The organism is Nonomuraea sp. NPDC049400 (genome assembly GCF_044466425.1).
GTDB lineage: Bacteria > Actinomycetota > Actinomycetes > Streptosporangiales > Streptosporangiaceae > Nonomuraea.
In genome coordinates this window covers 19773-41816 of the sequence record NZ_JBITMP010000045.1, presented here as the reverse complement: position 1 = coordinate 41816, position 22044 = coordinate 19773, and the positions used below count along the sequence as shown (strand labels likewise).

Sequence of the window (22044 nt, the reverse complement as noted above, 5' to 3'; positions counted from 1 at the left end):
ACCGCACGCCTGTGGTGGCCGTGAACCCGAAGGCGGTGTTCGTGTCAGGACGAGGAGGGCGTGAGGAAGGAGGCCGGCGATGACCAGACCCGTCGGTATCGACCTCGGCACGACCAACTCGGTCGTCTGCGTGCTGGAAGCCGGCGAGCCGACCGTTGTCACCAACACCGAGGGATCGCGGACGACCCCTTCGGTGGTGGCGTTCGCCAAGAGCGGCGAGGTGCTGATCGGCGAGATCGCCAAGCGTCAGGCGGTCACCAACGTCGAGCGCACCGCCCGCTCCGTGAAACGCCACATGGGCGAGGCGACGTGGCGCTTCCCCGAAACGGGGAGCATAGATGACAAACGGTATACCGCGCAGGAGATCTCGGCCCGGGTGTTGCAGAAGCTCAAGCGTGACGCCGAGGCCTACCTCGGAGAGCGTGTCACGGAGGCCGTCATCACCGTGCCGGCGTACTTCGACGACGCGCAGCGCACCGCGACCAAGGAAGCGGGGGAGATCGCCGGCCTGAGGGTGTTGCGGATCATCAACGAGCCCACGGCGGCCGCGCTGGCCTACGGCCTGGACAAGGAGAACGACCAGACCATCCTGGTCTTCGACCTGGGCGGTGGCACGTTCGATGTGTCGCTGCTGTCCATCGGCGAGGGCGTGGTCGAGGTGAAGGCCACCGCCGGCGACACCCACCTGGGTGGTGACGACTGGGACCAGCGGATCGTCGATCACCTGGTCACCCAGTTCAAGAACGCCCATGGGGTGGATCTGTCCAAGGACAAGATGGCGATGCAGCGGATGCGTGAGGCAGCCGAGCGGGCCAAGATCGAGCTGTCCTCGACCAGTGAGACCTCGATCAGCCTGCCCTACATCACCGCCTCCGACCAGGGCCCGCTGCACATGGACGAGAAGCTGACCCGCGTGCAGTTCCAGCGGATCACCCAGGACCTGCTGGAGCGCTGCAAGGGCCCCTTCCACCAGGCGGTGACGGATGCCCGGCTCCAGGTGTCCGACATCGACCACGTGATCCTCGTCGGCGGCTCCACGCGCATGCCGGCCGTGGTCAACCTGGTACGGGAGCTGACCGGCGGCAAGGAGCCGCACAAGGGCGTCAACCCGGACGAGGTGGTGGCGATCGGCGCCGCCCTGCAGGCCGGGGTGCTCAAAGGCGAGGTCAAGGACGTCCTGCTGCTGGACGTCACCCCGCTGTCGCTGGGCATCGAGACCAAGGGCGGCATCATGACCCGGCTCATCGAGCGCAACACCACGATCCCGACCAAGCGCTCGGAGGTGTTCACCACGGCGGAGGACAACCAGCCGTCCGTGGCCATCCAGGTGTACCAGGGCGAACGCGAGATCGCCGCCTACAACAAGCGGCTCGGCATGTTCGAGCTGACCGGCCTGCCGCCCGCGCCGCGAGGGGTCCCGCAGATCGAGGTGGCCTTCGACATCGACGCCAACGGCATCATGAACGTCTCCGCCAAGGATCTCGGCACGGGCCGGGAACAGTCCATCGTGATCACCGGCGGTTCGGCACTGCCGAAGGGCGACATCGACCGGATGGTGCGCGAAGCCGAGCAGCACGCCGAGGAGGACCGCCGCAGGCGCGAGGCCGCCGAGACCCGCAACAACGCCGAGACGCTCGTCTACTCCACCGAACGGCTGCTGCGCGACAACCCGGACAAGGTGCCCGCAGACGTCAAGTCCGAGGTGGAGGCCGCGCTCGCCGACCTGAAGGAGAAGCTGAAGGGCGAGGACACAGGCGCCATCAAGCAGGCCACGGAGAAAGCCTCGGCCACTGCCCAGAAGATCGGCCAGGCGATCTACGCGCAGGCACAGAGCACCGCTCCCGGCGGGAGCGCGGGCACCGGCGCGGCTGATCAGCAGCGGGCCGGCGAAGAGGAGGTCGTGGACGCGGAGATCGTCGATGAGGACAAACGCCAGGAGGGCGAGAGATGAGCCGCCCGCCCGATCCCGCACGGCAAGGGCGGCCGCCCGCCGGGCTTGCGCTGCCCGCCCAGACCGCAGGCGACAGGACGGACCCGGCCGGCACGCCGTCGCCGGCCCGTGACGCGCTGACGTCACAGCCACGGGCCGCCACAGGCGGGACCGCCGGACGGACACGGTCACGGACGGCCCGGCTGCAGGCCGAGCTCGCCGAGCGCACCGCCGACGTGCAGCGGCTCAAAGCGGAGTACGACAACTACCGCAAGCGAGTCCAGCGCGACCAGTCGGCCATGTACGACATCGGGGTGGCGCATGCGCTCCGCAGCCTGCTGCCCGTTCTCGACGCCATCACCCGGGCCCGCGAGCTCGGCGACGTCTACGGCGGCTTCGAGCTGGTCGCCGAGACACTGGAAGCGGAACTCGGGGCTCTCGGCCTGGAAGCCTTCGGCATGCCGGGCGAGACCTTCGACCCTACGCGCCACGAGGCGGTGGGCTACGTACCCTCGGCTCAGACCCGCCGCGCGACCTGCAGCGAAATCCTGCTCCGCGGCTATCGCGTCGGCGACCGCCTGCTGCGCCCGGCTCGGGTCACGGTGACCGGGCCGCCTGCGCAGCGCGGGGGCTTACACCTATCGGAGCACGCGGCGCCGTTTGACCTTCAAGCTGCTTGAAGGCCAACAATGGCACGCATGGATGACACCGACGCGTTGATGAGCATCGGCGCCTTCGCACGCAGGGTGGGGCTGGCTCCGAGCGCCTTGCGGTTCTACGACGACTGCGACGTGCTGCATCCCGCCTACGTGGATGACGCGACCGGCTACCGGTATTACACCCCCGGCCAGGAGGCCCGCGCGGTCCTGGTGCGGCGGCTACGCGAAGCCGGGATGCCGCTCACCGACGCCTTGGCGGTGCTCGACGGCACCCGCGCGGAAGCCCTCGCCATCCTGGAAGAACACGCCAGAAGGGCTCGGGAGACCGCGGCATCGGCCCAGTCGGCGATCGAGGAGCTCCTGCGCGATCTGCCGGGCGGTGCGACCCGGGCCGCCGTACGGCTCGGTGGAGCCGAGCTGGCCAGCGCCGTACGCCAGGTCGCCCCGGCAGTGGCGTCCGCTTCGGTGCGGGAGGAGTTCCCGGTACTCGGTTGTGTCCTGATCGAAGTGGAACGCGAGGAAGTGCGGCTTGTCGCCACGGATCGCTACCGTTTGGCGCTCCGCGCGCTACGGCCCTTCTCCGTCGAGGGCGACCCGTGCCGCTTCCTGGTCGGAGTCTCGGAGCTGAAGAACATCGCGTCCCAGGCCATCCGCCTACCGGACATCAGTATCGAGGTGAACCGGCAAGGCGCGCGGTTTCACGGCGCCGGTGCCTCACGTGACCTCCCGACCGTCGACGAGACGTTCCCGGAATACCGGATGATCCTGGACCACCTGCCGGCCGCCCGGCACCGGATCATCACGGACAGGACCGCTCTTCGGCAGGCGATCGCCGCTGCCGGACACGACGGGCCACTCACCCTGGATGCCGACGAGCAGCATTTCACCCTCGCCTCCCGCGGCCAGGCCACCTCCTCGCCGGCCGCCATCTGCACAGGGCCGCCGGTACGCATCGCATTCGACCCGGGAGTCCTTCTTCCGGCGCTCGATGCAGGCGTCGGCCCGGATGTGCTGCTGGAAATCTCGTCGCCCACTCAGCCCGTGATCGTCCGCTCCGCCGACCAGGGCAGTTTCACCACCTTGGTCATGCCGATCCGCGACGAACCGGCTGACGAGTGACGCCTCACCCATCCATCAAGAAAGCGAGACCATGAACCCCGACAACCCCGTCGTCAGGCTGTGCGCTCAGGGCATGCAGGCCGAGGCCGAAGGCCGGGACACCGACGCGAGGAACCTCTTCCAGCAGGCATGGGAGATCGCCGGCGACGACTACGAGGCGTGTGTCGCCGCCCATTACCTCGCGCGGCACCAGTCCACGCCCCAGCAGACGTTGCACTGGAACCAGGAGTGCCTGAACCGCGCGAACCTGGTCGGCGACGACCGGGTCAAGGGTTTCCACGCCTCCCTGCATGTGAACATGGCCAAGGCGTACGGGGATCTCGGCGAGCCCGGCAAGGCACGCGAGCACTTCGAACTGGCCGCCACCCGCATCGATGAGGTCCCGCCGGGACAGTACGCCGACTGGACCCGGGTAGCGGTCGCCGAGGGACTGCGCTCCACCGAGGCGCCGCGGCGGGGGGACGCCGACGCTCTCTTGACGTCTCTGTTCACCAGATTCTGCGAGCGCGGCGACCTCAAGGCCCTGGGGCTGGTGCTGCCGGCCTATCTCACAGATCTCGGGACAGAGGACGACCGAGTACGGCTTGCCACGGCCTTGCACATGGTCCATGCCGCCCGATGGTTGCCGGAAGACGAACAACAGACCCTCAGCGCGGCCATCAGTGCGCTGACCAGCACCGTCACGGCCGCCTGACCGATCGCGGGGACCGCCGTCGACGTGGGCGGGTGCGGCTGGCCGGCTAGGCGCAGCTCCCCCTTGACCTTCATACCGGTATGAACGTTGAGGATTGTCCTATGACCGCCACACCGTTCAACCCACGCACGCTGCTCGCGGAAAGCCGGCTCGGTGTCCTCGCAACCATCAAGTCGGACGGCCGCCCGCAGCTCTCCCCCGTCCAGCCCTACTACGACCAGGACGCCGACGTCATCTACGTCTCGATGAACGAGGGGAGCGCCAAGACGGCCAATCTGCGCCGGGACCCACGAGCCGCGCTGGAGGTCACCAGCCCCGACGGCTGGGCGTGGGCCACCGCCGAGGGCACGGCGACACTCACCGGGCCGGGGACCGACCCCCACGGGCCCGAGGTCGAGGCGCTGGTGCACTACTACCGCGTCGCCGCCGGGGAGCACCCGGACTGGGACGAGTACCGGTCGGTGATGGTGGCCGACCGGAGGGTCCTCATGACGATGAAGGTCGACCACGTGTACGGCGCCAGGATCGGCTGATCCATCATCGAATCATGGGCACCTGGGTTCACATCCGCGGCTGGCTGGAGTTCCACGGACAGCGACCGGCAGCCGAACGCATCATCCGCCAAGGCGAAGCTCAAGGCTGGGCCTTTCCCGAGGGAGGCTGGCTGGACGCCGCCTGCTACGCCCGCGCCATCCGCGCCTCTGTAGTCCATGAGGTACTGGACCAGGTCCGCCAGATCGCCGCGCTCCCCGCCGTCGATGACGACAACGACCGCGTCTGCGGCCTGTTCCTCGCCTTCCACGAAGTGGACGGGCAAAGCGAATGGCAGGTCCGCGACGGCGCGGTCGTCATCAACCCGGCCCCGCCACGCTACGACTACCTGTGGAAATAGACCTTCAGTGCCCCTCGGGCCGCGCCACGGGACCGGTCCCGGAGTCGGCGTCCTAAGGTCGCGGCAGACGACCACACTGGAGGCCAACGTGCGGCGATGCTGGGCAGGGCGCGTCCTGCTGATCCCGGCCACCTTGACCGCGCTGGCGTCGTGCGCTGCCGGCAGCCCGCCTGCCCGGCTGTCATCGAGCGCCGTCCCGGTCCCGTCCAGCACAGGCCCGGTGACGCCCACCACCCCGGTCCCGTCCAGCGCAAGCCCGGCGACGCCCGCCACCCCCGCGGCTCAGTCCGCCTTCTGCCTTGACTTGAGCACGTTCACCGTCGCGGTCCTGCGTTACAGCGTCACCGTGGCGCAGCCTCTCGACGGCAAACCGGTGGACCGGAAAGAGGCACGCAGACTCGCCGCCATGATCTCCCGGCTCGGCAAGGAAATGCGGGACAGCGCACCCTCCGACATCGCCACCGACTTTCACACGGTGTTGAAAGCGGTCCGCACCTCATCGAGCAGGCTGACCACCCGTCACGCACCCATAGAGGCCATAGATCCCATGTACAACAAGCGCACGAGAGCTGCCAAAAAGGCGGTCGACGCCTACTCCTGCGCCTGACCCCGCTTCCGGGCGCTCACGGCTGGTCGGCGGGCGGGGGCGTGCCCACTAGGCTCTCGGGGATGAGGTGGGTCGATCGCGCGCGGTGGCCCTCGGCGGGCCGGGTCCTCGCCGTGGTGTCGATGGCGCCGGTGGTCGCGGTGGCCGGGTGGTTGCTGGCCGGGGTGCCGCTGCTGCTGCTCGGCTGGTTCCGCCCGGTGCCGGCCGTTCTGCTCGGGGTCGGTCTGGCCTTCCTGCTCGGCCGGTACGCCCTGCGGCGGCTGCCGGAGACGGTGGAGGCGTCCGGCTGGCACACGGCGGCCGTGGTGGGCGTCGCCGTCGCCTCGGCCGTGTTCAACGGGATCTTCCACACCGAGCAGTTGATCGTGCGGCGGGACCCGGCGACCTACGCGCAGTACGCCGTGTGGCTGGCCGAGCACGGTTCGCTGCCCATCCCGTTCGACCTCGCCGCGTTCGGCGGCCCCGACCCCGCCCTCCACTTCGACAGCGTCGGGTTCTACCCGTACGGCGGCGCCGTCGTGCCGCAGTTCATGCCGGGCATGCCGCTCATCGGCGCCTTCGGCCACTGGCTGGGCGGGCTGACGGGCCTGCTGCTGATGCCGCCGGTGCTGGGCGGCCTGGCGGTCCTGGCCTTCGCGGGCGTCGTCGCCCGCCTGGCCGGCGCCCGGTGGGCGGTCCTCGCCGCGCTGGTGTTCGCGGTGAGCCTGCCTCTGATCTACACCTCGCGCAGCGCCTTCAGCGAGCCTGTGGCGGTGATCCTCCTGTTCGGCGGCGTGAGCCTGCTCCTGGACGCCCGCTTCCGGCTCCGCTCGGGTGTCGGCCCGGCCTCAGGACACGCCCCGGTGGGGAGCCCGGTCGTGCGGGCTCTGGGATGGGTCCGGGCGGTGCAACCGGGCGGCGCGGCGGCGTCGGCGGGGCTGGTGTTCGGGCTGGCGTTGACGGTCAGGATCGACGGGCTGCGCGATCTGCTGCCGGTGCTCGCGTACGGGGGGCTGCTGATCGCGCTGCGCCGCCACCAGGTCCGGCACGGGGCCGGGGACGGCGTGTCCGACGGGCGGCTCGGGCGGCCGCTGCTCGCTGGGCTCGCGGTGGGCGCGGGGCTCGGCTTCCTGGCGGCGTACCTGCTGGCCCGGCCCTACCTGGCGTACCTGTCGGGGTCGCTGAGACCGCTGCTCGCCGTCTGCGCGGCCGTTCTGGCATTGACGGTGGCGGGCACCGTCCTCGCGCCGCGCCTCGGACCGGAGATCGCCCGCCTGGTACGCCGCCCGCCGGGGCGGGCCGCGCGGCTGCTGCCCGCCCTGGTCGCGGGGCTGGTCGTGCTGGTGATGGCGGGGTTCGCCGCGCGCCCGTGGGTGCAGACCGTGCGCCGCGTCCCGCTCACCCCGGAGGACGTCCTCACCGCCGACTTCATCGCCAAGACGCAGGCCGCCAACCACCTGCGCGCCGACCCCGGCCGGCTGTACTACGAGGACTCGCTGTACTGGGTGTTCTGGTACGTGGGCATCCCGGTCGCGGTGCTCGCCACCCTGGCCGCCGCCGTGCTGGCGCACCGCCTCGTCCGGGGGCGCGCCTTCGTCTGGCTGCTCCCCCTGGCCGTCATCGGCTGGACCACGGTCACCACCTTGTGGCTGCCGTCGATCACCCCGGACCACCCCTGGGCCTCCCGCCGGCTCGTCCCGGTCGTCATCCCGGGTCTGATCCTGCTCGCCGTCTGGGGCCTGCGCTGGGTCCGGGGGCGGGCGCGGCGCATGGGGTACGGCCGCCGGGCGCAGCGGGCCCTGCTCTCGGCGGGGTGCCTGCTGCTGGTGGCCCCGGCTGCGGTGACCTCGATCGGGACCGCCTTCACCCCGGTCGAGCGGGGCGAGTCGGCCGCCGTGGCGGGGTTGTGCGCGGCGCTGCCCCGCGACGCCTCGGTGCTGATCGTCGAGCGGGTCACCGGAGACCGGTTCACCCAGCTCGTCCGCGGCATGTGCGGCCTGCCCACGGCCCGGGTGGTGCGCTCGGGCGCCGACCTGCCCTCGCCCGCGAACGTCACCCGGCTGGCCGAGCGCGTCAGACGGGCGGGCCGCGTCCCGGTCCTGCTCGCCGCGGAGGAGGACCAGGTCTCCCCGTACGGCGCCCCGGTGCGGGTGATGCGGCTGCGGACCTTGCAGGACGAGCGCTCGCTCACGGACCCTCCGAACGGCACCTGGTCCCTGTCGATCGACGTCTGGATGACGCGCCCGTAACCGTTAGTGGTCGGGGGCTTCTTCTGGCGCCGGGACGGAGGATTGAGCGTCGCCGCTCCGGCCGGCGGCCAGGGTGCGGACGGTCGACACCACGGCGTCGCGGCGCCGGGCGAGGGCTGCCTTGTCGTCCTGTTCGTCGAGTACGAGGCGGCACAACTGCGGGACGGCGAAGTTCCAGGCGACCAGCCCGAGCACGGTGAACATCCAGTCCTGGGCCGCGCGAGTGCGCCGGGGTTCGTCCAGTCCGGCGCCGACGCCCCCGTCGACGAGGTCCCGTACGTTGTCCCGGTAGGCCGCACGGCGTTCGTCCTCGCCCTGGACGGGACCCGCGCCGGTCTCCAGTGCCTCCCACAGCAGCAGCCTGATCAGCTCCGGGTGGTCCTGGTACCAGTCGAACAGCTGCCCGACGGACTCGGCCACCGCGCAGGGGTCGAGGACATTGGAGTGGCAGACCTCGTCGACCTTGGCCCGCACCACGGCCCCGAACAGCTTCTCCTTGCCGCCGAAGTACAGGTAGATCGCCTGCTTGTTGGCCTTGGCCGCGGCGGCGACGCGCTCGACCCTGGCCCCGGCCAGGCCGTGCGCGGCGAACTCGGCGGCGGCGGCCTCGAAGATCCGCCGGCGGGTGGCCTCCGCGTCATAGCTCATGGACTGAATTAAACCATCCAGTTGACTTTTTCGCAGATGCCCGCTTTGATCTAAACCAACCAGATGGTTTATTTCTGAGGAGACAAGCATGTCCACCACTTCCACCGCCCCCGTGCCGGTCCGTTCCCCGCTGCCCGCCGGCCTCGCCGATTCCACCGTCATCGTCATCGGCGGCAGCTCGGGCATCGGCCTGGCGGCCGGCGTGCTGCTCGCCGGTGTGGGCGCCCGCGTCGTGCTGGTCGGGCGCGATCAGGGCAGGCTGACGGCCGCCGTGGACCGCGTACGCGACGCGGCGCAGGCGGACTCGGTGCTCGGCGTGCCCGCCGACGGCGCGGACGAGGACGCCCTGGCGGAGATCTTCGACCAGGCCGGACAGGTCGGCCATGTGCTGGTGACGGCCGGCGGCATCGGCGGCGCCGGGCCACTGGCCGAGCTCTCGGCCGGCGACCTCCGCTCGGTCCTCGACTCCCGGGTCTGGGGCGCCTTCGCCGCCGCCCGGGTGGCGGCGACCCGGCTGCCCGCGGGCGGCTCGATCACGTTCACCTCAGGCACCTACGCGATCCGCCCGATCCCCGGGATGACCGGCCCCCTGGCGGCCATCGGCGCGGTCGAGACCTTCACCAAGGCACTCGCCGTCGAGCTCGCGCCGAGGCGGCTGCGGGTGAACGCCGTCCGGTTCGGCAGCTTCGACACGCCGCTGCTCCGCACGGTGTCCGGGCTCGGCAGCGACGCGGCGATCGCCAAGGCCGGCGAGCACACCCCGCTCGGCCGGTTCGGCACCGCCGAGGAGGCCGCCGCGTCCGCCCTCTTCCTGATGGCCAACAACTACGTCACCGGCCAGGTGATCACCGTGGACGGCGGGCAGAGCCTGGCGTGAGACCGACCGGCTCATGTGGCCTTCGAGCCCGCCCGGCGCTTGAAGGTGAGCAGCGACGGGATCTGCTCGATCGCATGTCCCACCCGGTAGTACAGCCGCGGCGGGACGTGCGGGAGCAGCCGGGACTGCCGCTGGCCCAGCAGCGTGAACATCTCCAGCGGTGAAAGCTCCATGTAGCGCGGGAGGTTCTCGTACCACCGGGCGCTGTAGCGGGCCGCCCGCTGGAGGGGCCTGATCGCGGATCTGCGTTTCCGGTCGTAGCGGGCGAGGGCGGACTCGAGCCGGGATTCCCGGTACAGGGCCTGGACCAGGTAGGCGGCGTCTCCCAGGGCGAGGGCGGTGCCCGCGCCGATGGAGTAGTGCGTGGTGTGGGCGGCGTCTCCGAGCAGGACGAGGTTGCCGCGGTGCCACGTGCGGTTGGTCACGGTGCGGAAGTTGAGCCAGTGCGCGCTGCCGTCGGCCTGCCCGCGGCCGATCAGCGGGTGCCCGTCCAGGACGTCGGCGAAGAGCTTCTCCAGCAGGGCCAGGCTGTCGGCTTCGCTGGTCTGGTGGAGGCCGAGGCCTTTCCAGGTTTCCGGGGAGCATTCGATGACGCAGGTGCTGTGGTCGTTGCTGTAGCGGTAGCCGTAGCACCAGATCCAGCCGTGTTCGGTTTCGGTGAAGGCGAAGGTGAAGGCGTCGAAGACCTTGGTGGTGCCGAGCCACATGTACTTGTCCCGCCCGGCTGTCACCTCGGTGCCGAAGTGGGTGGCGTGGCGTTCGCGCAGCACACTGTTGACGCCGTCGCCGGCGACGATGAGGTCGGCGCCGGCCAGCTCGCGCTCGTCGGTGATCTCGTGCTCGTACTCGATCCGTACGCCGAGGGCGCGGGCCCGCTCGGCGAGGATGGCCAGCAGCTCGTGCCGGCCGATGCCGTAGCCGACGTCCGAATCCTTCACCGTCACCGTGGCGCGGTGGCGGATGTATGCGACCCAGCTGTCCCAGCGAACGGAGCTCTCGCTGATGGCCCGGGCGGATTCGGGGTCGGCGACGTACAGGTTTTCGAGGAGTTCGTCCCAGTACGTCACGCCCCAGCCGTAGGTTGACCCGGCTGGGTTGCGTTCGTAGACGGCGACGTCAATGGCCGGGTTGGCCCGTTTCACCAGAATGGACAAGTACAGGCTGGCGGGTCCGCCGCCCACGCAGGCGATCTTCACATTAGCCCCCTGTTGTGACGAAAAGCAGTTGAGCTGTTACATAGGGTAACTATCCCCGCTCGACCATCATCACTCCGGTCTTGTCCACCGCGTACCTCCGGGCAGGCGGCGCCGCCGTTCGTCGCTGATTTCTGACCGCTCGCCGTAAAGATCTCCGACATTGCATACGGTATGTGGTAGGCGTGACACGTGGCGACAAGTTTCCTTGACCGTTCCCGTATCGTGGCGGCCCCGGGGTGGAGCCGGTGGCTGGTGCCGCCCGCGGCACTCTCCGTCCACCTGGCGATCGGGCAGGCGTACGCGTGGAGCGTGTTCAAACCCCCGCTGGAGTCCGCGCTCCAGCTGTCGGGCACGCAGAGCGCCCTGCCGTTCCAGCTGGGCATCGTCATGCTCGGCCTGTCGGCGGCCTTCGGCGGCACGCTGGTGGAGCGCAACGGGCCGCGGTGGGCGATGTTCGTCTCGATGGCCTGCTTCTCCTCCGGGTTCCTGCTGTCCGCGCTGGGCGTGGCCACCCGGCAGTACTGGCTGGTGGTGCTCGGCTACGGGGTCGTGGGCGGGATCGGGCTCGGCATCGGCTACATCTCCCCCGTCTCCACACTGATCAAGTGGTTCCCGGACCGGCCCGGCATGGCCACCGGAATCGCGATCATGGGGTTCGGCGGCGGGGCGCTCATCGCCTCTCCGTGGTCGGCGCAGATGCTGGAGTCGTTCGGCACGGACACCGGCGGGATCGCCACCACGTTCCTCGTGCACGGCGTGGTCTACGCGGTCTTCATGTCGATGGGCGTGCTGCTGGTGCGCGTACCGGCGGAGGGCTGGTCGCCGCCCGGGTGGACGCGGCCCGCGGTCGCGGCCAGGCCGCTGATCACCGACGCGGACGTCTCGGCCTGCAACGCGATCCGCACGCCACAGTTCTACTGCCTGTGGGTCGTGCTGTGCTGCAACGTCACCGCGGGCATCGGGATCCTGGAGAAGGCCGCGCCCATGATCAGGGACTTCTTCACCGGCACGGCCACGCCGGTCGCCCTGGGCGCCGCCGCCGGGTTCGTGGCGCTGCTGTCGCTGGCGAACATGACCGGCCGGTTCGTCTGGTCGTCCACCTCGGACCTCATCGGGCGCAAGAACATGTACCGCGTCTACCTGGGCGTCGGCGCGCTGCTCTACCTGGTGATCGCGCTGGCGGGGAACTCCTCGAAGCCGCTGTTCATCGTGTGCGCGCTGGGCATCCTGTCCTTCTACGGCGGCGGCTTCGCGACGATCCCGGCGTACCTGAAGGACCTGTTCGGCACCTTCCAGGTCGGCGCGATCCACGGCCGCCTGCTGACCGCGTGGTCCACCGCGGGCGTGCTCGGCCCGCTCATCGTGAACGCCATCGCCGACGCGCAGAAGGCGGCGGGCAGGTCGGGGCCCGCGCTCTACACGGCCTCCCTCTACATCATGATCGGGCTGCTGGCGGTGGGCCTGCTCGCCAATGAGCTGATCCGGCCGGTGAGCGACAAGTACCACGAGAAGCCGGCGGAGCCGGCGCTGGAAGGGCAGGCGACATGACCTCGAGGCGGACCGCCCTGATGGTGCTGGCCTGGGCCTGGGTCGGCCTGCCCTTCGCCTTCGGCGTGTACGAGCTGGTGCTGAAGCTCACCCAGCTGGTGGGTTGACCGGCTCCGCCGACCACGACCGCTGCTCAGACGCGGACGCCCGCCTTCCGCCACACCTTGAGCAGGCGGCGGGCCGAGCCGCCGACGGGCCCGACCGCCTCGTAGAGCACCTCTCGCGACACCGGCTTGGCCTCCGTCACGGCCTGTAGGGCCTGGTCCGCGGCGGTGATCGTGTGAGAGCAGACGCTCAGCAGGTACTCCGGGATCTGCAGGCGCGGGTCCGTACACCCCACCAGCGGGACGCCCACGGCCGCGACCACGGGGAACACCGTCCCCGGGATGCCGATGGCCGCCTCGGCGCGGGCGGAGGCCTGGACCGACGGCACGGAGCTGATCTCGTACCGCTCCCACAGTGAGCGGTCCTCGCGCGGGTGCAGCCCGACCAGGATGTGCTTGCCCGCCGCCGCCAGCCGTTCGGCCGCGGCCAGGAGCAGCTCGGTGCCGGGCGCCGAGCCGCCGGTGCTGCTGGACCTGGTGACGCTGGTCAGCACCAGGACCGTGCCGGGCTCGGGGGCGTGCCTGGGCAGGTCGTCGGTCTGCGGGGTGCCCACGACCGTGATCGGGCGGCGCGTGCCCAGGTAGTCGTCGAACACCTTGGCCTCGGCGGGCGATGACGCGGTGATCGCCCTGAGCCGGTCGCGGAACTCCTTCGCCCGCGGCGCCTCGACGGGCAGCTGGTACGCCAGCGAGCTCGCGATCAACGGCAGCCGCCGGAACCGCGCCGCGCACTCCGCCGGCCAGTCCCCGGCACCCGTCACGACGAGCAGATCGGCGTCCTGAACGCGGTCCAGCGTCACCACCGGCACCGGATCGCCCGGCTTGATCCCGGACAGGTCGGGCACCAGCTGCGTGACCTCCCACCCCTGCCGCCGCGCCTCGGGCAGCAGGGGTGCCACGTGGTAGGTGCCCCACGGCTCGTTCGTGGCGATCAGCACGCGGGGCGCTCGCACGTCGGCGTACGCGGCAGTGCCGCTCAGGGCGGCGAGACCGGCGCTGGAGAGCGCACCGGCAAGCAGGGAACGCCGGGAGAGCCTGGGCAATCTGTCATCAAATTTCATGGGATTAGAATCTATGGTCTGGTTGCTACCCGTTTGTGAACACACGCTGACACCCAGGGGAATGGGCGGCCATCAGCCCTTGGTCGCGCCGCCCGTGAGGACTGCACCACGTCCGTGCCCGTCACGCTGAAGGCCGGCGTCAACACCGTCAAGCTCCACAACGACACGGCCGCGGCGCCCGACCTGGACCGGATCTCGCTGGGCTGACCGCTGCGTCCTCCTGTCTTCGTACCGGAGGTTCAGGGCCTCAGGCTCGACGTGGTGAAGCGGGTCAGGACTCTGCTCCCGTCCGTCACCATGAGCTCGAAGTCGGCGTAACCGGAGGCGAAGACGAGGTCGTCGTCCCCGTCCGCGTCATAGTCCCCGGCCGTCAGCGGGGCGGCGCGGCCCACGCCGGCGACGCGTCCGCCGGCTCGCAGGCCGCCGGAGCCGCCCCAGAAGATCCGCGCCACGGTGTGTGAGGGCGCCAGGTCCAGCAAGCCGATCGCCCCGCCGAAGGCGAGGTCGTCGCGGCCGTCCCCGTTGAAGTCGCCGGACACCGCGCGGCCCGCCGTGCCCTTGAACACCTTCTGCCGGCCGTCGCCGTAGTAGACGGTCAGCGTCCTGTCGACCGAGGGCGGCTCCGTCTCGTAGCCTGGCTCGTCGTTGCGGTGGCCCTCGTCGCCGACCGCGACGTCCCTGGTGCCGTCGCCGTCGAAGTCGCCGAACGCGGCGGCCATGCCCGCGTTGAGCTTGCGCCCCTCCTTCGCCGGCCCGGCTGGGGCGGCGCCGAGCAGCCAGCCGGACGTCTGGTCGTCGTCGTCCGGTTCGTACACGATCAGCCCGGTCGCGCGCCGTCCGTCGATCTCGTCCACGGCCAGCCGCCCGATCGCCTCTCCGGTCGGCGACGGCTGGAGGGTCTGGCGGCTCGGGATCCCCTCGCGGCTGAAAGGGCCATTGAGCACGGCCAGGTTCGTGTCCTCCCCGGTGCTGTCCGGGCTGGACATCGCCACGTCGGCGGCGCCGTCGCCGTTGAAGTCACCGGCGACGGCCTGGAAATCGCTCAGCTCGCTCTCCTGCGGAACTCGCACGGGAGTGGGGAGCATCCTGGCGTTGATGCCGCGCGGGCCGCCCCAGAAGATGTACGGGCGCGGACCGTCCTGGCCGGGCGGGCTCCCGTAACCCAGGACGTCGCCGAAGCCGTCGCCGTCGAGATCGGCCCTGCTCCCCGCGTCCGTGCCGGGCAACCACGGGGCGAACGTGTCTGATGACACGACCGCCCGTCTCCCCGGATCGAGCCCCCGGGACGAGCCGTGGACCACCGCCAGATACGGCCCGTCGACTTCGCCGAACTCGACGACCAGATCCGCCCGGCCGTCGCCGTTGACGTCGTCGGCCGGCCAGGCGTCCTTGCCGTGCTTGCCCTCACGGGACGTGGACGCCGGGGGCGGCGCGGGCGTCGGCGCGGACGTGGCCGGCGCGGGAGGCGACGAGGGCGCCTGGCGGGCCGGACGCGGCAGGTCGCCGCATCCGGCCATCAGCGCCGCCAGCGCCAGCCAGGTGATCACCGTTCGAGGCATGGGCCAGAGCCTACGCCCGCCGCCGGGATCGCGGCCCGGTCGTCACTTCAGCCCGTACGCCCGGTGCACGGTCTGCTCCACGGTGTTGCCCTCGGCGTCCGTGGCCTGCGCCTTGAGCCCCACGGCGCCCGTGGTGCGGGCCAGTTCGGGCGGCGTGATGGTGGCGCGGCCCGAGGTGGAGACAGGCACCGGCGTCCAGTGGGCGCCGTCGTCGAACGTGACCGAGAGCTTCAGCGAGGTGAGCTTCGCGTCCGGCACGCTGTAGGACCCGTGGTAGCCGGTGACGGTGATCCGGTGGGAGGTGCCCGCCTTGAGCCGGTTGTCCAGGTCGAGGGGCAGGGCGTAGCGGAGGTTGAGCCGCCTGACCGGCTCGCACGGCGCCAGCTTGCCCGTGGCGAACCAGGCCACGCAGAGCCCGTCGCCCGTCGTGGACATCCCGCCGGTCGGCCGCTTGGACCGGAACGTCCACGCGGTCTCGACGTCCTTGGCGTACAGCTGCGACGGGTTGGGGCTGTGGAACTTGTCGGTGAGCCGGTAGGTGGTCTCCGTCTCCGGCAGGGTGAAGGTCGGCACGATGAACGAGACGATCCAGAGCACGATCTTGGTCTCGACGAGCGGGATCTCCTGCCCGTCGCGATACAGGTGCATCTCGTCCTTGCCGCCGTGGACGTCGCTCTGGAAGTTCGCGTTGTACGCGTACGCCTCCTGGTGGTTCGGCACCGGCCCCATGACGGGCAGGGCCGCGAGGAAGGTGTCCTGCGTGCGGCACGGGAAGCACTGGGCGACGCCGGCGTCGAGCACCGCGTCGGAGACGACGACGTTGCCCGGCACGCGGGGCTGGATCCCCCACGCCTCGGTGCGCGACCCGGCCTTGGCGAAGACGTCCGCGGCGGTCGCGTTCAGCGCGCGTTTGGCGTGCCAGTTGCCGCCCTCGTCGTACGTCGTCGTGTTCACCCGGGTCCAGACGACGTCCGGCGAGACAGGACCGACGTACTCGGTGAAGGTCGTCTGCGCGCGCACTGTGTGCTCCATGGACCACGGCCCGGCGTACACGCCCGGACGGGTCAGCAGCGACGCCGCCGTGCTCAGCTGCACGCCGGCGGGCCGGTCGGCGTGGAAGCGGTCGTCGATCCGCTGCAGGTCGCGCGACTTGACCGAGTAGCGGACGTCGGCGGGGACCCGGCCCTTCTCGGGGAGCATCAGCGAGTACAGGTACGGCGTGGTCGCGACGCCCTCCGCCATGACCGCCACCGGGCGGCGCTCGGACAGGGCGGCCAGCGCCCGCCCCTGCTCGGCGGGCAGGCTCATGGTCGGGATCGGGTAGGCGGGCCAGCTCGCGGCCGGGTCGAGGAAGGCCCGGCCGGCGGCCCCGTAGCCGAGCACCGCGGCGGCGCCCTCCTGCTGGGCGGCCTTGACCCGGTCCAGGGCGTTGCCCGTGCAGGTCGTGGCCGGGCACAGGTCCTCGAGGTTGAGCAGGACGAGCTTGCCGCGTACGTCCAGGCCGGTGAAGTCGGCGCCCTTGCCCGCGTGGACCAGCGCGAGGCTGCTGCGGCCGTCGAGCTTGCGCGTCGCCGGCTGCAGGTTCGCGTAGCGCGGGGTGAGGTCGGGACCGCCGGGCACCTTCATGCGGATGGCGGGGGCGCCCATCTGGAAGCGGCCGGTGAGATGGAACGTGCCCTGGGTGACCTTGCGCGTGGGCAGCATCAGGTAGTCGTCGAACCCGTACTGCGGATACAGGGACGCCGCGTCGACGGAGCCCACGCCGTTGGCCGCCTCGCGCCGGAAGGTGTACTGGGAGAGATGGACCTCCGAGTCGCGCGGCGTCTCCACGGAGACCTTGCGCGCCTTGCGCAGGTCGAGCGTGACCGTGGTGTCCTTGGTGATCTCGATCTGCGGCTCGACGGGCAGCGACTGGACCCATTCGCCGTCAGCGCCGCGCCAGGCCAGCGCGCTCATCACGGCGTAGGTGCCGGGGTAGACCTGCGCTTCGGTCTCGGCGCCCGTGGCGGGGCTGTAGGAGTACTGGAGGTCGTCGCGCTCGTCGGTCCGCATGAGCAGCCACGGGATCTCCGTGTTGTCGGTGGCCCCGTCCGGCAGCACCAGCCGGGCGCGCACGGTGACCTTCCGCGGCTCGACGAACGCGCCGACGGCCGTGTTCACCTGCACGTCGCCGCTCGAGGCCCGCACGTAGCCCTCGTACCAGGTGTCGGGGCCCTGGGGGTCGAACGTGACCGTGACGGGCGCGGTGCCGCGTGCGGGGACGGTGACCGTGTCGCGGTCGAGGGTGAGCGTGCGGGCCGGCACGCCGCCGCCCCGGTGCGCCTTGACGCCGGTGCTCAGGGTGAGGGTCACCGGCTGGTCGCCGTCGTTGGCGTAGGTGAGGGTCTTGGTGACCGGGCCGCTCTGGGGCGAGGGCAGGAAGCCGAAGTCGATGCTGCCGGAGGCGCGTACCTGCTGCTTGACGGCGCGGGCGACGTCGAGGCGGCCGGCGCCCTGCTCGTAGGCGTCCTGCCCGTCGCCGTGGGCGGTGCTGGTGAGCGCCGCCTTGAGCTGGGTGCCGGTCCAGCCGGGGTGCTGCTGGGCGAGGATCGCGGCGGCGCCGGCGACGTGCGGGGTGGCCATCGACGTGCCGGACGCGGCGGTGTAGCCGTCCTCGGCGGGCTGGCCCATGGACGTGCCGCGCGCGCGGGCGGCGACGATGTCCACGCCAGGGGCGCTGATGTCGGGCTTGAGGCTGTAGTCGAACGCCGTCGGACCCCGGCTGGAGAAGGACGCGAGCGCGTCCGAGTGGTCCACGGCGGCGACGGTCAGCGCCGAGGCGGCGGTGCCCGGCGAGCCGATCGTGCGGTTCTCGCCGTCGTTGCCCGCGGCGATCACGAACAGCGCGCCTGAGTCGGCGGAGAGCTTGTCGACGGCCTGGTCGAGCGGGTTGTCCGGGCCGGGGCAGCAGCCGCCGAGACTCATGCTGACCACGCGGGCCTGCTGGGCGACCGCCCACTGCATGCCTTCGATGACGTCGGACTCGAAGCCGCTGCCGTAGTTGTTCAGCACCTTGCCGACCAGCAGCGACGCCTCGGGGGCGACGCCGCGGTACTTGGCGCCGTCGCCCCCGATGATGGAGGCGACGTGCGTGCCGTGGCCGTGACCGTCCTGGGCGCTCTGCTCGGAGCTGAAGTTCTCCGCGGCGGCGATCCGGCCGGCCAGGTCGGGGTGGGTGGCGTCGACGCCGGTGTCGAGCACGGCCACCTTGACGCCCGTGCCCTTGAGCCCGGCCGCCCACGCCTCGGGGGCGCCGATCTGCTTGACGCTCCGGTCGAGCGTGACCTGGACCTTGCGGTCGAGCCAGATCTTCGAGGAGGCGGCCCTGGCCGTGCCGACCCCGGCCCAGAACTGCCCGGCGGCCTTCTTGTCCACCTTGACGGCGACGCCGTCGATGCTGGGGAGGGTGCGTGCCCCGGCGATCCGCTGCTGCGGACCGTGCTGGACGATCACGGGCAGGGTGGGGCTCTCCGCGTCGGAGTAGCCGTTGCCCGCCAGGTACGCCACGTCGAACAGGCCCTTGTCCAGGCGTCCCGCCGACACCTGGCTCATCACGTCCGTGGGGTAGACGTAGTACGCCTTGCCCTCGCGTACCGACAGGAAGAACACCGGCGCGCCCCCGGGCCTGCGGGCCGGCTCGACCCGGGCCTGTGGGCTGCCGTCGGGGGCGGTGTCGTAGGTCACCACGTCACCGGTGATCAATGTGATCTTCTTGGCGGACTCCCCCGCCGCGCCGGCGACCGGCGCCGGTACCGAGGGGGTGGGAAGGGGGGTCGGCGCGGCCATCCCGGTGGACAGCAGCACGCCTAACGCGACAAGCGAGCGGCCGATCATGGGTCTCCTCAGAGATCATCGTGTCCCCGGGAACCATGACAGATCGCAGTAAAGCCGCGAAAGACGATCGAGAGTCCTATTCCCGCCATGTACGGAAACAGGACATGGCGTGGCGGGGTCCGCAGGACCAGGCGCGGCGATCACGGACGGTAAGCTGGAAGTGACGAAAGGGGGGCGTCATGATCGAGGTCAAGAGCATCGACAAGCCGGACGAGCGTCGCGACTTCCCCATGGGGCATCTCGAAGTATGCAACCTGGAAGGCCTGAGCTTCGGCGTGGCCACGTTCGAGCCCGGCTGGCGGTGGTCGGAGTCGGTGAAGCCGATCGTGGGCACCGACTCGTGCCAGGTCCACCACAACTGCTTCGTCGTCCAGGGCCGGCTGCGCCTGCGGACGGACGAGGGCGGCGAGGCCGAGGTGGGGCCAGGCGACGTCTTCGTCTGCACGCCAGGGCACGACGCCTGGGTCGTGGGTGACGAGCAGTGCGTGGTCTACGACTTCGCGGGCGGAGCCGCACAATACGCCAAGGAGACGACCGGCTGACACGGCTGTGGCCGGATCGCCAGCCCGCGCGATCCGGCCACAGGTCAGTGGGTTGTCATCCGCAGTGTTCGAGAGGGCTGTCGTACGTGCCGGTGCCCGCCTTGCCACCCCACTTGACGCACTTGTCAGCGGCGGCGGCCCGTACGGGGCCGGCGTAGTACTCGAAGTTCCCGGTGTCGGTGACGCGGGCCTTGCCGTCAACCTCCAGGTAGGCGGTGGTCGCGGTGGCCTTGCCGAGCGAGGTCTTCTTGATCGTGGCCACGCAGTTGTTGCCGTTGGCCGAGTTGTAGAGCAGGAAGACCGTGCCCGCCGTGGCGAGGGGGGCCGAGTCGATCACCTTGTAGCCGCTGCCGCACACCGACTCCGGCGTGTGCGGGTTGGTGCCGCCGCCTCCGCCGCTGCCGGTGACGTACTGCATGTACTTGGTCCAGTCCCAGTAACGGCCCGGGTCGGTGTGGTCGGCACCGGGGACGTTGTTGTGGCCCACGATGTGGGTGCGGTCCTTGGGGATGCCGTACCGGTCGGCGATGTTGCGGGTCAACGCGGCCGACGAGCGGTACATCGCGTCGGTGAACCACGTCGCGTTGTCCACGAAGCCCTCGTGCTCGATGCCGACCGAGCGCCGGTTGTAGCTGCCGGCGTGGAAGGCGCGGTCCTTCTCCCTGACCATCTGGGTGATGGCGCCGTCGGATGAGCGCACGACGTAGTGGGCCGAAGTGGGGTTCGGCCGGGGACCGGTCTGGAACCAGGAGATCGTCCCGGCGTAGGAGCCCTGCGTCACGTGGATGACGATGCGGTCGATCGCGTCGCTGGTGGGCCGGTTGGAGACGGCGTAGTTGCTGCTGTGCGCGGGCACCCAGGCGGCCGACGGGTAGTCCGTGCCCGCCGCGAGCGTGCTCGGCTGGTTCAGGTCGTCCGCCTTGGCATACGGACCCCGGTCGGGGGTCACGGTGCGGGACGGCACGGTCACGGTCTCGCCACCGGGGGTGGTGGCGCGGATGCCCTGGCCCAGCAGGTCGTAGACGGTGTCGGCGTAGAGCCGGGCGACCTCGGGTGAGGAGGCGCCGGCGTACTTGGCCACCGCCTGGTACCACTTGCCCGCGTCCTTTCGGGCGGTGGCGTCCAGTTTGAGCTCGTCGGCGTAGGCGCGCAGCACGGCCGCGCCGCCGGCGATGTTGGCCGCGTCGTCCGACTTCAGCGCCGATAACGGCTTCTTGACCAGCGTGGCGGCCCGGTCCAGGGTCTTCGAGGCGACCAGGTGCATCACGCCGTACCCGCCGCTCGCGCTGGGCTGGCCCTTGTGCCCGTCCAGGTGGGTCTCGGAGTACGCCACCGACACCAGCAGGTCGCGCGGCACCTCGTACGTGGCGGCTGCCTTGGCGAACGCGTCGGCCATCGGATCGGCGGAGGCGGCCGTGGCGGGCTGCCCCGCGACCAGCGCCGCGGGGATGACGGCGCCGGCCAGGAGGATGCGAAGGTTCACAGGGGTTCAGCTCCCGCAGTGTTCGGACGGGCTGTTGTACGTGTTGGTGCCGACCTTGCCGCCCCACTTGACGCACTTGCCGGGGGCCGAGCCGCGGACCGGTCCTGCGTAGTACTCGAAGTTGCCGGTGTCGGTGACGCGGGTCTTGCCCTCGACCTCCAGATAGGCGGTGGTCGCGGTGGCCTTGCCGAGCGAGGTCTTCTTGATCGTGGCCACGCAGTTGGTGCTGTTGGCGGAGTTGTAGGTCAGGTAGACGGTGCCGTTCGAACCGAGGGCCGCGGAGTCGATCACCTTGTAGCCGCTGCCGCACACCGACGTCGCCGTGTGCGGGTTGGTGGAGCCGCCGCCACCGCACTTGTTCTTCGAGGTCACCGTGGCGATCGGGTAGCCGAAGGTGACGCCGTTGAAGACGGCCTTCCTGATGTTGCCCGGGTAGCCGGCGCCCTGGCGCACCTCGTAGTGCAGGTGGGAGCTGATGTTGTTGCCCGGCTTGCTGGTCCTGCCCACCGTGCCGATCTTCTGGCCCTGCGCGACCTGGGCGCCGGCCGAGACGGTGCGGGAGTTCAGGTGGGCGTAGAACGTGGTCCAGCCGCCCCCGTGGTCGATCTTGACCAGGTTGCCGTAGCCGTTGGCCGAGCCCTGGTGGGCGGAGATGACCACGGTGCCGGCCGCGGCGGCGACCACGGTGTCACCCCTGTCGGCTTCGGCCGTGCTGCCCCGGTTGAAGTCGATCTCGTACGCCCGGTGAGCGCTGCTCGCGCTGTTGTTGCCCGTCCAGGTCTGGCCGCAGGGGAACGGAAGCTGGAAGCTCGGCGCGGCCAGGGTCGACACCGGCGGGACGTCCACCTGGTTCGCCGGGTCGCCCCCCTCTCCCTCGTGCTCGTGCGTGGACGACGGCGTGGGAGTCGGGGTCGGGGCGGCCCATGCCGCCGATGCGATCGGGCCCGACGCGAGGCTGAAGAGCAGGGCGAACCCGGCTGTAAGCACCCCTCTGGGTCTCATGCGGATACCTTTCTGCGCGCGC

General features: G+C 70.9%; 18 protein-coding genes. 11 read left to right on the top strand and 7 right to left on the bottom strand.

The window, feature by feature from the left end; all coding sequences use genetic code 11:
- Positions 1–79: 79 nt before the first annotated feature.
- The 8 genes from dnaK (at position 80) to ACIBVN_RS45475 (ending at position 8129) form a co-directional block, all read left to right on the top strand.
- The gene (dnaK, locus tag ACIBVN_RS45510) at positions 80–1951 is read left to right on the top strand and encodes a molecular chaperone DnaK (protein WP_397146527.1); all 1872 of its coding nucleotides are present in this window, start codon (positions 80–82) and stop codon (positions 1949–1951) included.
- The gene (gene grpE, locus ACIBVN_RS45505; protein WP_397146526.1) at positions 1948–2610 is read left to right on the top strand and encodes a nucleotide exchange factor GrpE; all 663 of its coding nucleotides are present in this window, start codon (positions 1948–1950) and stop codon (positions 2608–2610) included. The genes dnaK and grpE overlap by 4 nt, the downstream gene beginning before the upstream one ends.
- An 18-nt stretch (positions 2611–2628) precedes the next feature.
- Positions 2629–3708, top strand: a complete 1080-nt coding sequence (locus ACIBVN_RS45500) for a MerR family transcriptional regulator (protein WP_397146525.1) — start codon at positions 2629–2631, stop codon at positions 3706–3708.
- A gap of 31 nt (positions 3709–3739) precedes the next feature.
- The gene (locus ACIBVN_RS45495) at positions 3740–4402 is read left to right on the top strand and encodes a hypothetical protein (protein ID WP_397146524.1); all 663 of its coding nucleotides are present in this window, start codon (positions 3740–3742) and stop codon (positions 4400–4402) included.
- A 101-nt stretch (positions 4403–4503) separates the two neighbouring features.
- A complete protein-coding gene (locus tag ACIBVN_RS45490; protein ID WP_397146523.1) occupies positions 4504–4935 on the top strand; it encodes a PPOX class F420-dependent oxidoreductase in 432 nt (143 codons plus the stop codon).
- A 14-nt stretch (positions 4936–4949) separates the two neighbouring features.
- The gene (locus ACIBVN_RS45485) at positions 4950–5294 is read left to right on the top strand and encodes a hypothetical protein (protein WP_397146522.1); all 345 of its coding nucleotides are present in this window, start codon (positions 4950–4952) and stop codon (positions 5292–5294) included.
- A gap of 304 nt (positions 5295–5598) precedes the next feature.
- On the top strand, positions 5599–5901 hold the full coding sequence (locus ACIBVN_RS45480) for a hypothetical protein (RefSeq protein WP_397146521.1): 303 nt from the start codon (positions 5599–5601) through the stop codon (positions 5899–5901).
- A gap of 62 nt (positions 5902–5963) precedes the next feature.
- Complete coding sequence (locus ACIBVN_RS45475) at positions 5964–8129, top strand: hypothetical protein (protein WP_397146520.1); 2166 nt, start codon at positions 5964–5966, stop codon at positions 8127–8129.
- A gap of 3 nt (positions 8130–8132) precedes the next feature.
- On the opposite strand, the gene ACIBVN_RS45470 is transcribed toward ACIBVN_RS45475, so the two are convergent.
- The gene (locus ACIBVN_RS45470) at positions 8133–8777 is read right to left on the bottom strand and encodes a TetR family transcriptional regulator (RefSeq protein ID WP_397146519.1); all 645 of its coding nucleotides are present in this window, start codon (positions 8775–8777) and stop codon (positions 8133–8135) included.
- A gap of 88 nt (positions 8778–8865) precedes the next feature.
- Between ACIBVN_RS45470 and ACIBVN_RS45465 the strand changes: the two genes are divergently transcribed.
- A complete protein-coding gene (locus tag ACIBVN_RS45465) occupies positions 8866–9654 on the top strand; it encodes an SDR family NAD(P)-dependent oxidoreductase (protein WP_397146518.1) in 789 nt (262 codons plus the stop codon).
- An 11-nt stretch (positions 9655–9665) separates the two neighbouring features.
- Here ACIBVN_RS45465 and ACIBVN_RS45460 read toward each other — a convergent pair whose 3' ends face one another.
- Positions 9666–10850, bottom strand: coding sequence for an FAD-dependent monooxygenase (locus tag ACIBVN_RS45460; RefSeq protein ID WP_397146517.1), 1185 nt, complete (start codon positions 10848–10850; stop codon positions 9666–9668).
- Positions 10851–11039: 189 nt separating this feature from the next.
- On the opposite strand from ACIBVN_RS45460, the gene ACIBVN_RS45455 reads away from it, so the two are divergent.
- A complete protein-coding gene (locus ACIBVN_RS45455) occupies positions 11040–12398 on the top strand; it encodes an OFA family MFS transporter (RefSeq protein ID WP_397146516.1) in 1359 nt (452 codons plus the stop codon).
- A 133-nt stretch (positions 12399–12531) separates the two neighbouring features.
- Here ACIBVN_RS45455 and ACIBVN_RS45450 read toward each other — a convergent pair whose 3' ends face one another.
- From ACIBVN_RS45450 to ACIBVN_RS45440, 3 genes are all read right to left on the bottom strand, one after another.
- Positions 12532–13563 (bottom strand): hypothetical protein, encoded by a 1032-nt coding sequence (locus ACIBVN_RS45450; protein ID WP_397146515.1) that lies wholly within the window; start codon positions 13561–13563, stop codon positions 12532–12534.
- A 239-nt stretch (positions 13564–13802) separates the two neighbouring features.
- The gene (locus tag ACIBVN_RS45445) at positions 13803–15122 is read right to left on the bottom strand and encodes an FG-GAP repeat domain-containing protein (RefSeq protein ID WP_397146514.1); all 1320 of its coding nucleotides are present in this window, start codon (positions 15120–15122) and stop codon (positions 13803–13805) included.
- 42 nt (positions 15123–15164) lie between these two features.
- The gene (locus ACIBVN_RS45440; protein WP_397146513.1) at positions 15165–18995 is read right to left on the bottom strand and encodes a S8 family serine peptidase; all 3831 of its coding nucleotides are present in this window, start codon (positions 18993–18995) and stop codon (positions 15165–15167) included.
- Between the two features lie 179 nt (positions 18996–19174).
- Here ACIBVN_RS45440 and ACIBVN_RS45435 point away from each other — a divergent pair, with 179 nt between their 5' ends.
- Complete coding sequence (locus tag ACIBVN_RS45435) at positions 19175–19537, top strand: cupin domain-containing protein (RefSeq protein WP_397146512.1); 363 nt, start codon at positions 19175–19177, stop codon at positions 19535–19537.
- Between the two features lie 55 nt (positions 19538–19592).
- Here the strand turns inward: ACIBVN_RS45435 and ACIBVN_RS45430 are convergent, their stop codons facing one another.
- Positions 19593–21020, bottom strand: coding sequence for an N-acetylmuramoyl-L-alanine amidase (locus tag ACIBVN_RS45430; protein WP_397146511.1), 1428 nt, complete (start codon positions 21018–21020; stop codon positions 19593–19595).
- 6 nt (positions 21021–21026) lie between these two features.
- On the bottom strand, positions 21027–22022 hold the full coding sequence (locus ACIBVN_RS45425) for a M23 family metallopeptidase (RefSeq protein WP_397146510.1): 996 nt from the start codon (positions 22020–22022) through the stop codon (positions 21027–21029).
- Between the last annotated feature and the right edge of the window lie 22 nt (positions 22023–22044).

What these genes read in the sequence shown, in the direction of transcription:
- dnaK (WP_397146527.1), top strand. Translation starts at nt 80, where the DNA reads ATGACCAGACCCGTCGGTATCGACCTCGGCACGACCAACTCGGTCGTC.
- grpE (WP_397146526.1), top strand. Translation starts at nt 1,948, where the DNA reads ATGAGCCGCCCGCCCGATCCCGCACGGCAAGGGCGGCCGCCCGCCGGG.
- ACIBVN_RS45500 (WP_397146525.1), top strand. Translation starts at nt 2,629, where the DNA reads ATGGATGACACCGACGCGTTGATGAGCATCGGCGCCTTCGCACGCAGG.
- ACIBVN_RS45495 (WP_397146524.1), top strand. Translation starts at nt 3,740, where the DNA reads ATGAACCCCGACAACCCCGTCGTCAGGCTGTGCGCTCAGGGCATGCAG.
- ACIBVN_RS45490 (WP_397146523.1), top strand. Translation starts at nt 4,504, where the DNA reads ATGACCGCCACACCGTTCAACCCACGCACGCTGCTCGCGGAAAGCCGG.
- ACIBVN_RS45485 (WP_397146522.1), top strand. Translation starts at nt 4,950, where the DNA reads ATGGGCACCTGGGTTCACATCCGCGGCTGGCTGGAGTTCCACGGACAG.
- ACIBVN_RS45475 (WP_397146520.1), top strand. Translation starts at nt 5,964, where the DNA reads ATGAGGTGGGTCGATCGCGCGCGGTGGCCCTCGGCGGGCCGGGTCCTC.
- ACIBVN_RS45470 (WP_397146519.1), bottom strand. Translation starts at nt 8,777, where the DNA reads ATGAGCTATGACGCGGAGGCCACCCGCCGGCGGATCTTCGAGGCCGCC.
- ACIBVN_RS45465 (WP_397146518.1), top strand. Translation starts at nt 8,866, where the DNA reads ATGTCCACCACTTCCACCGCCCCCGTGCCGGTCCGTTCCCCGCTGCCC.
- ACIBVN_RS45450 (WP_397146515.1), bottom strand. Translation starts at nt 13,563, where the DNA reads ATGAAATTTGATGACAGATTGCCCAGGCTCTCCCGGCGTTCCCTGCTT.
- ACIBVN_RS45445 (WP_397146514.1), bottom strand. Translation starts at nt 15,122, where the DNA reads ATGCCTCGAACGGTGATCACCTGGCTGGCGCTGGCGGCGCTGATGGCC.
- ACIBVN_RS45440 (WP_397146513.1), bottom strand. Translation starts at nt 18,995, where the DNA reads ATGATCGGCCGCTCGCTTGTCGCGTTAGGCGTGCTGCTGTCCACCGGG.
- ACIBVN_RS45435 (WP_397146512.1), top strand. Translation starts at nt 19,175, where the DNA reads ATGATCGAGGTCAAGAGCATCGACAAGCCGGACGAGCGTCGCGACTTC.
- ACIBVN_RS45425 (WP_397146510.1), bottom strand. Translation starts at nt 22,022, where the DNA reads ATGAGACCCAGAGGGGTGCTTACAGCCGGGTTCGCCCTGCTCTTCAGC.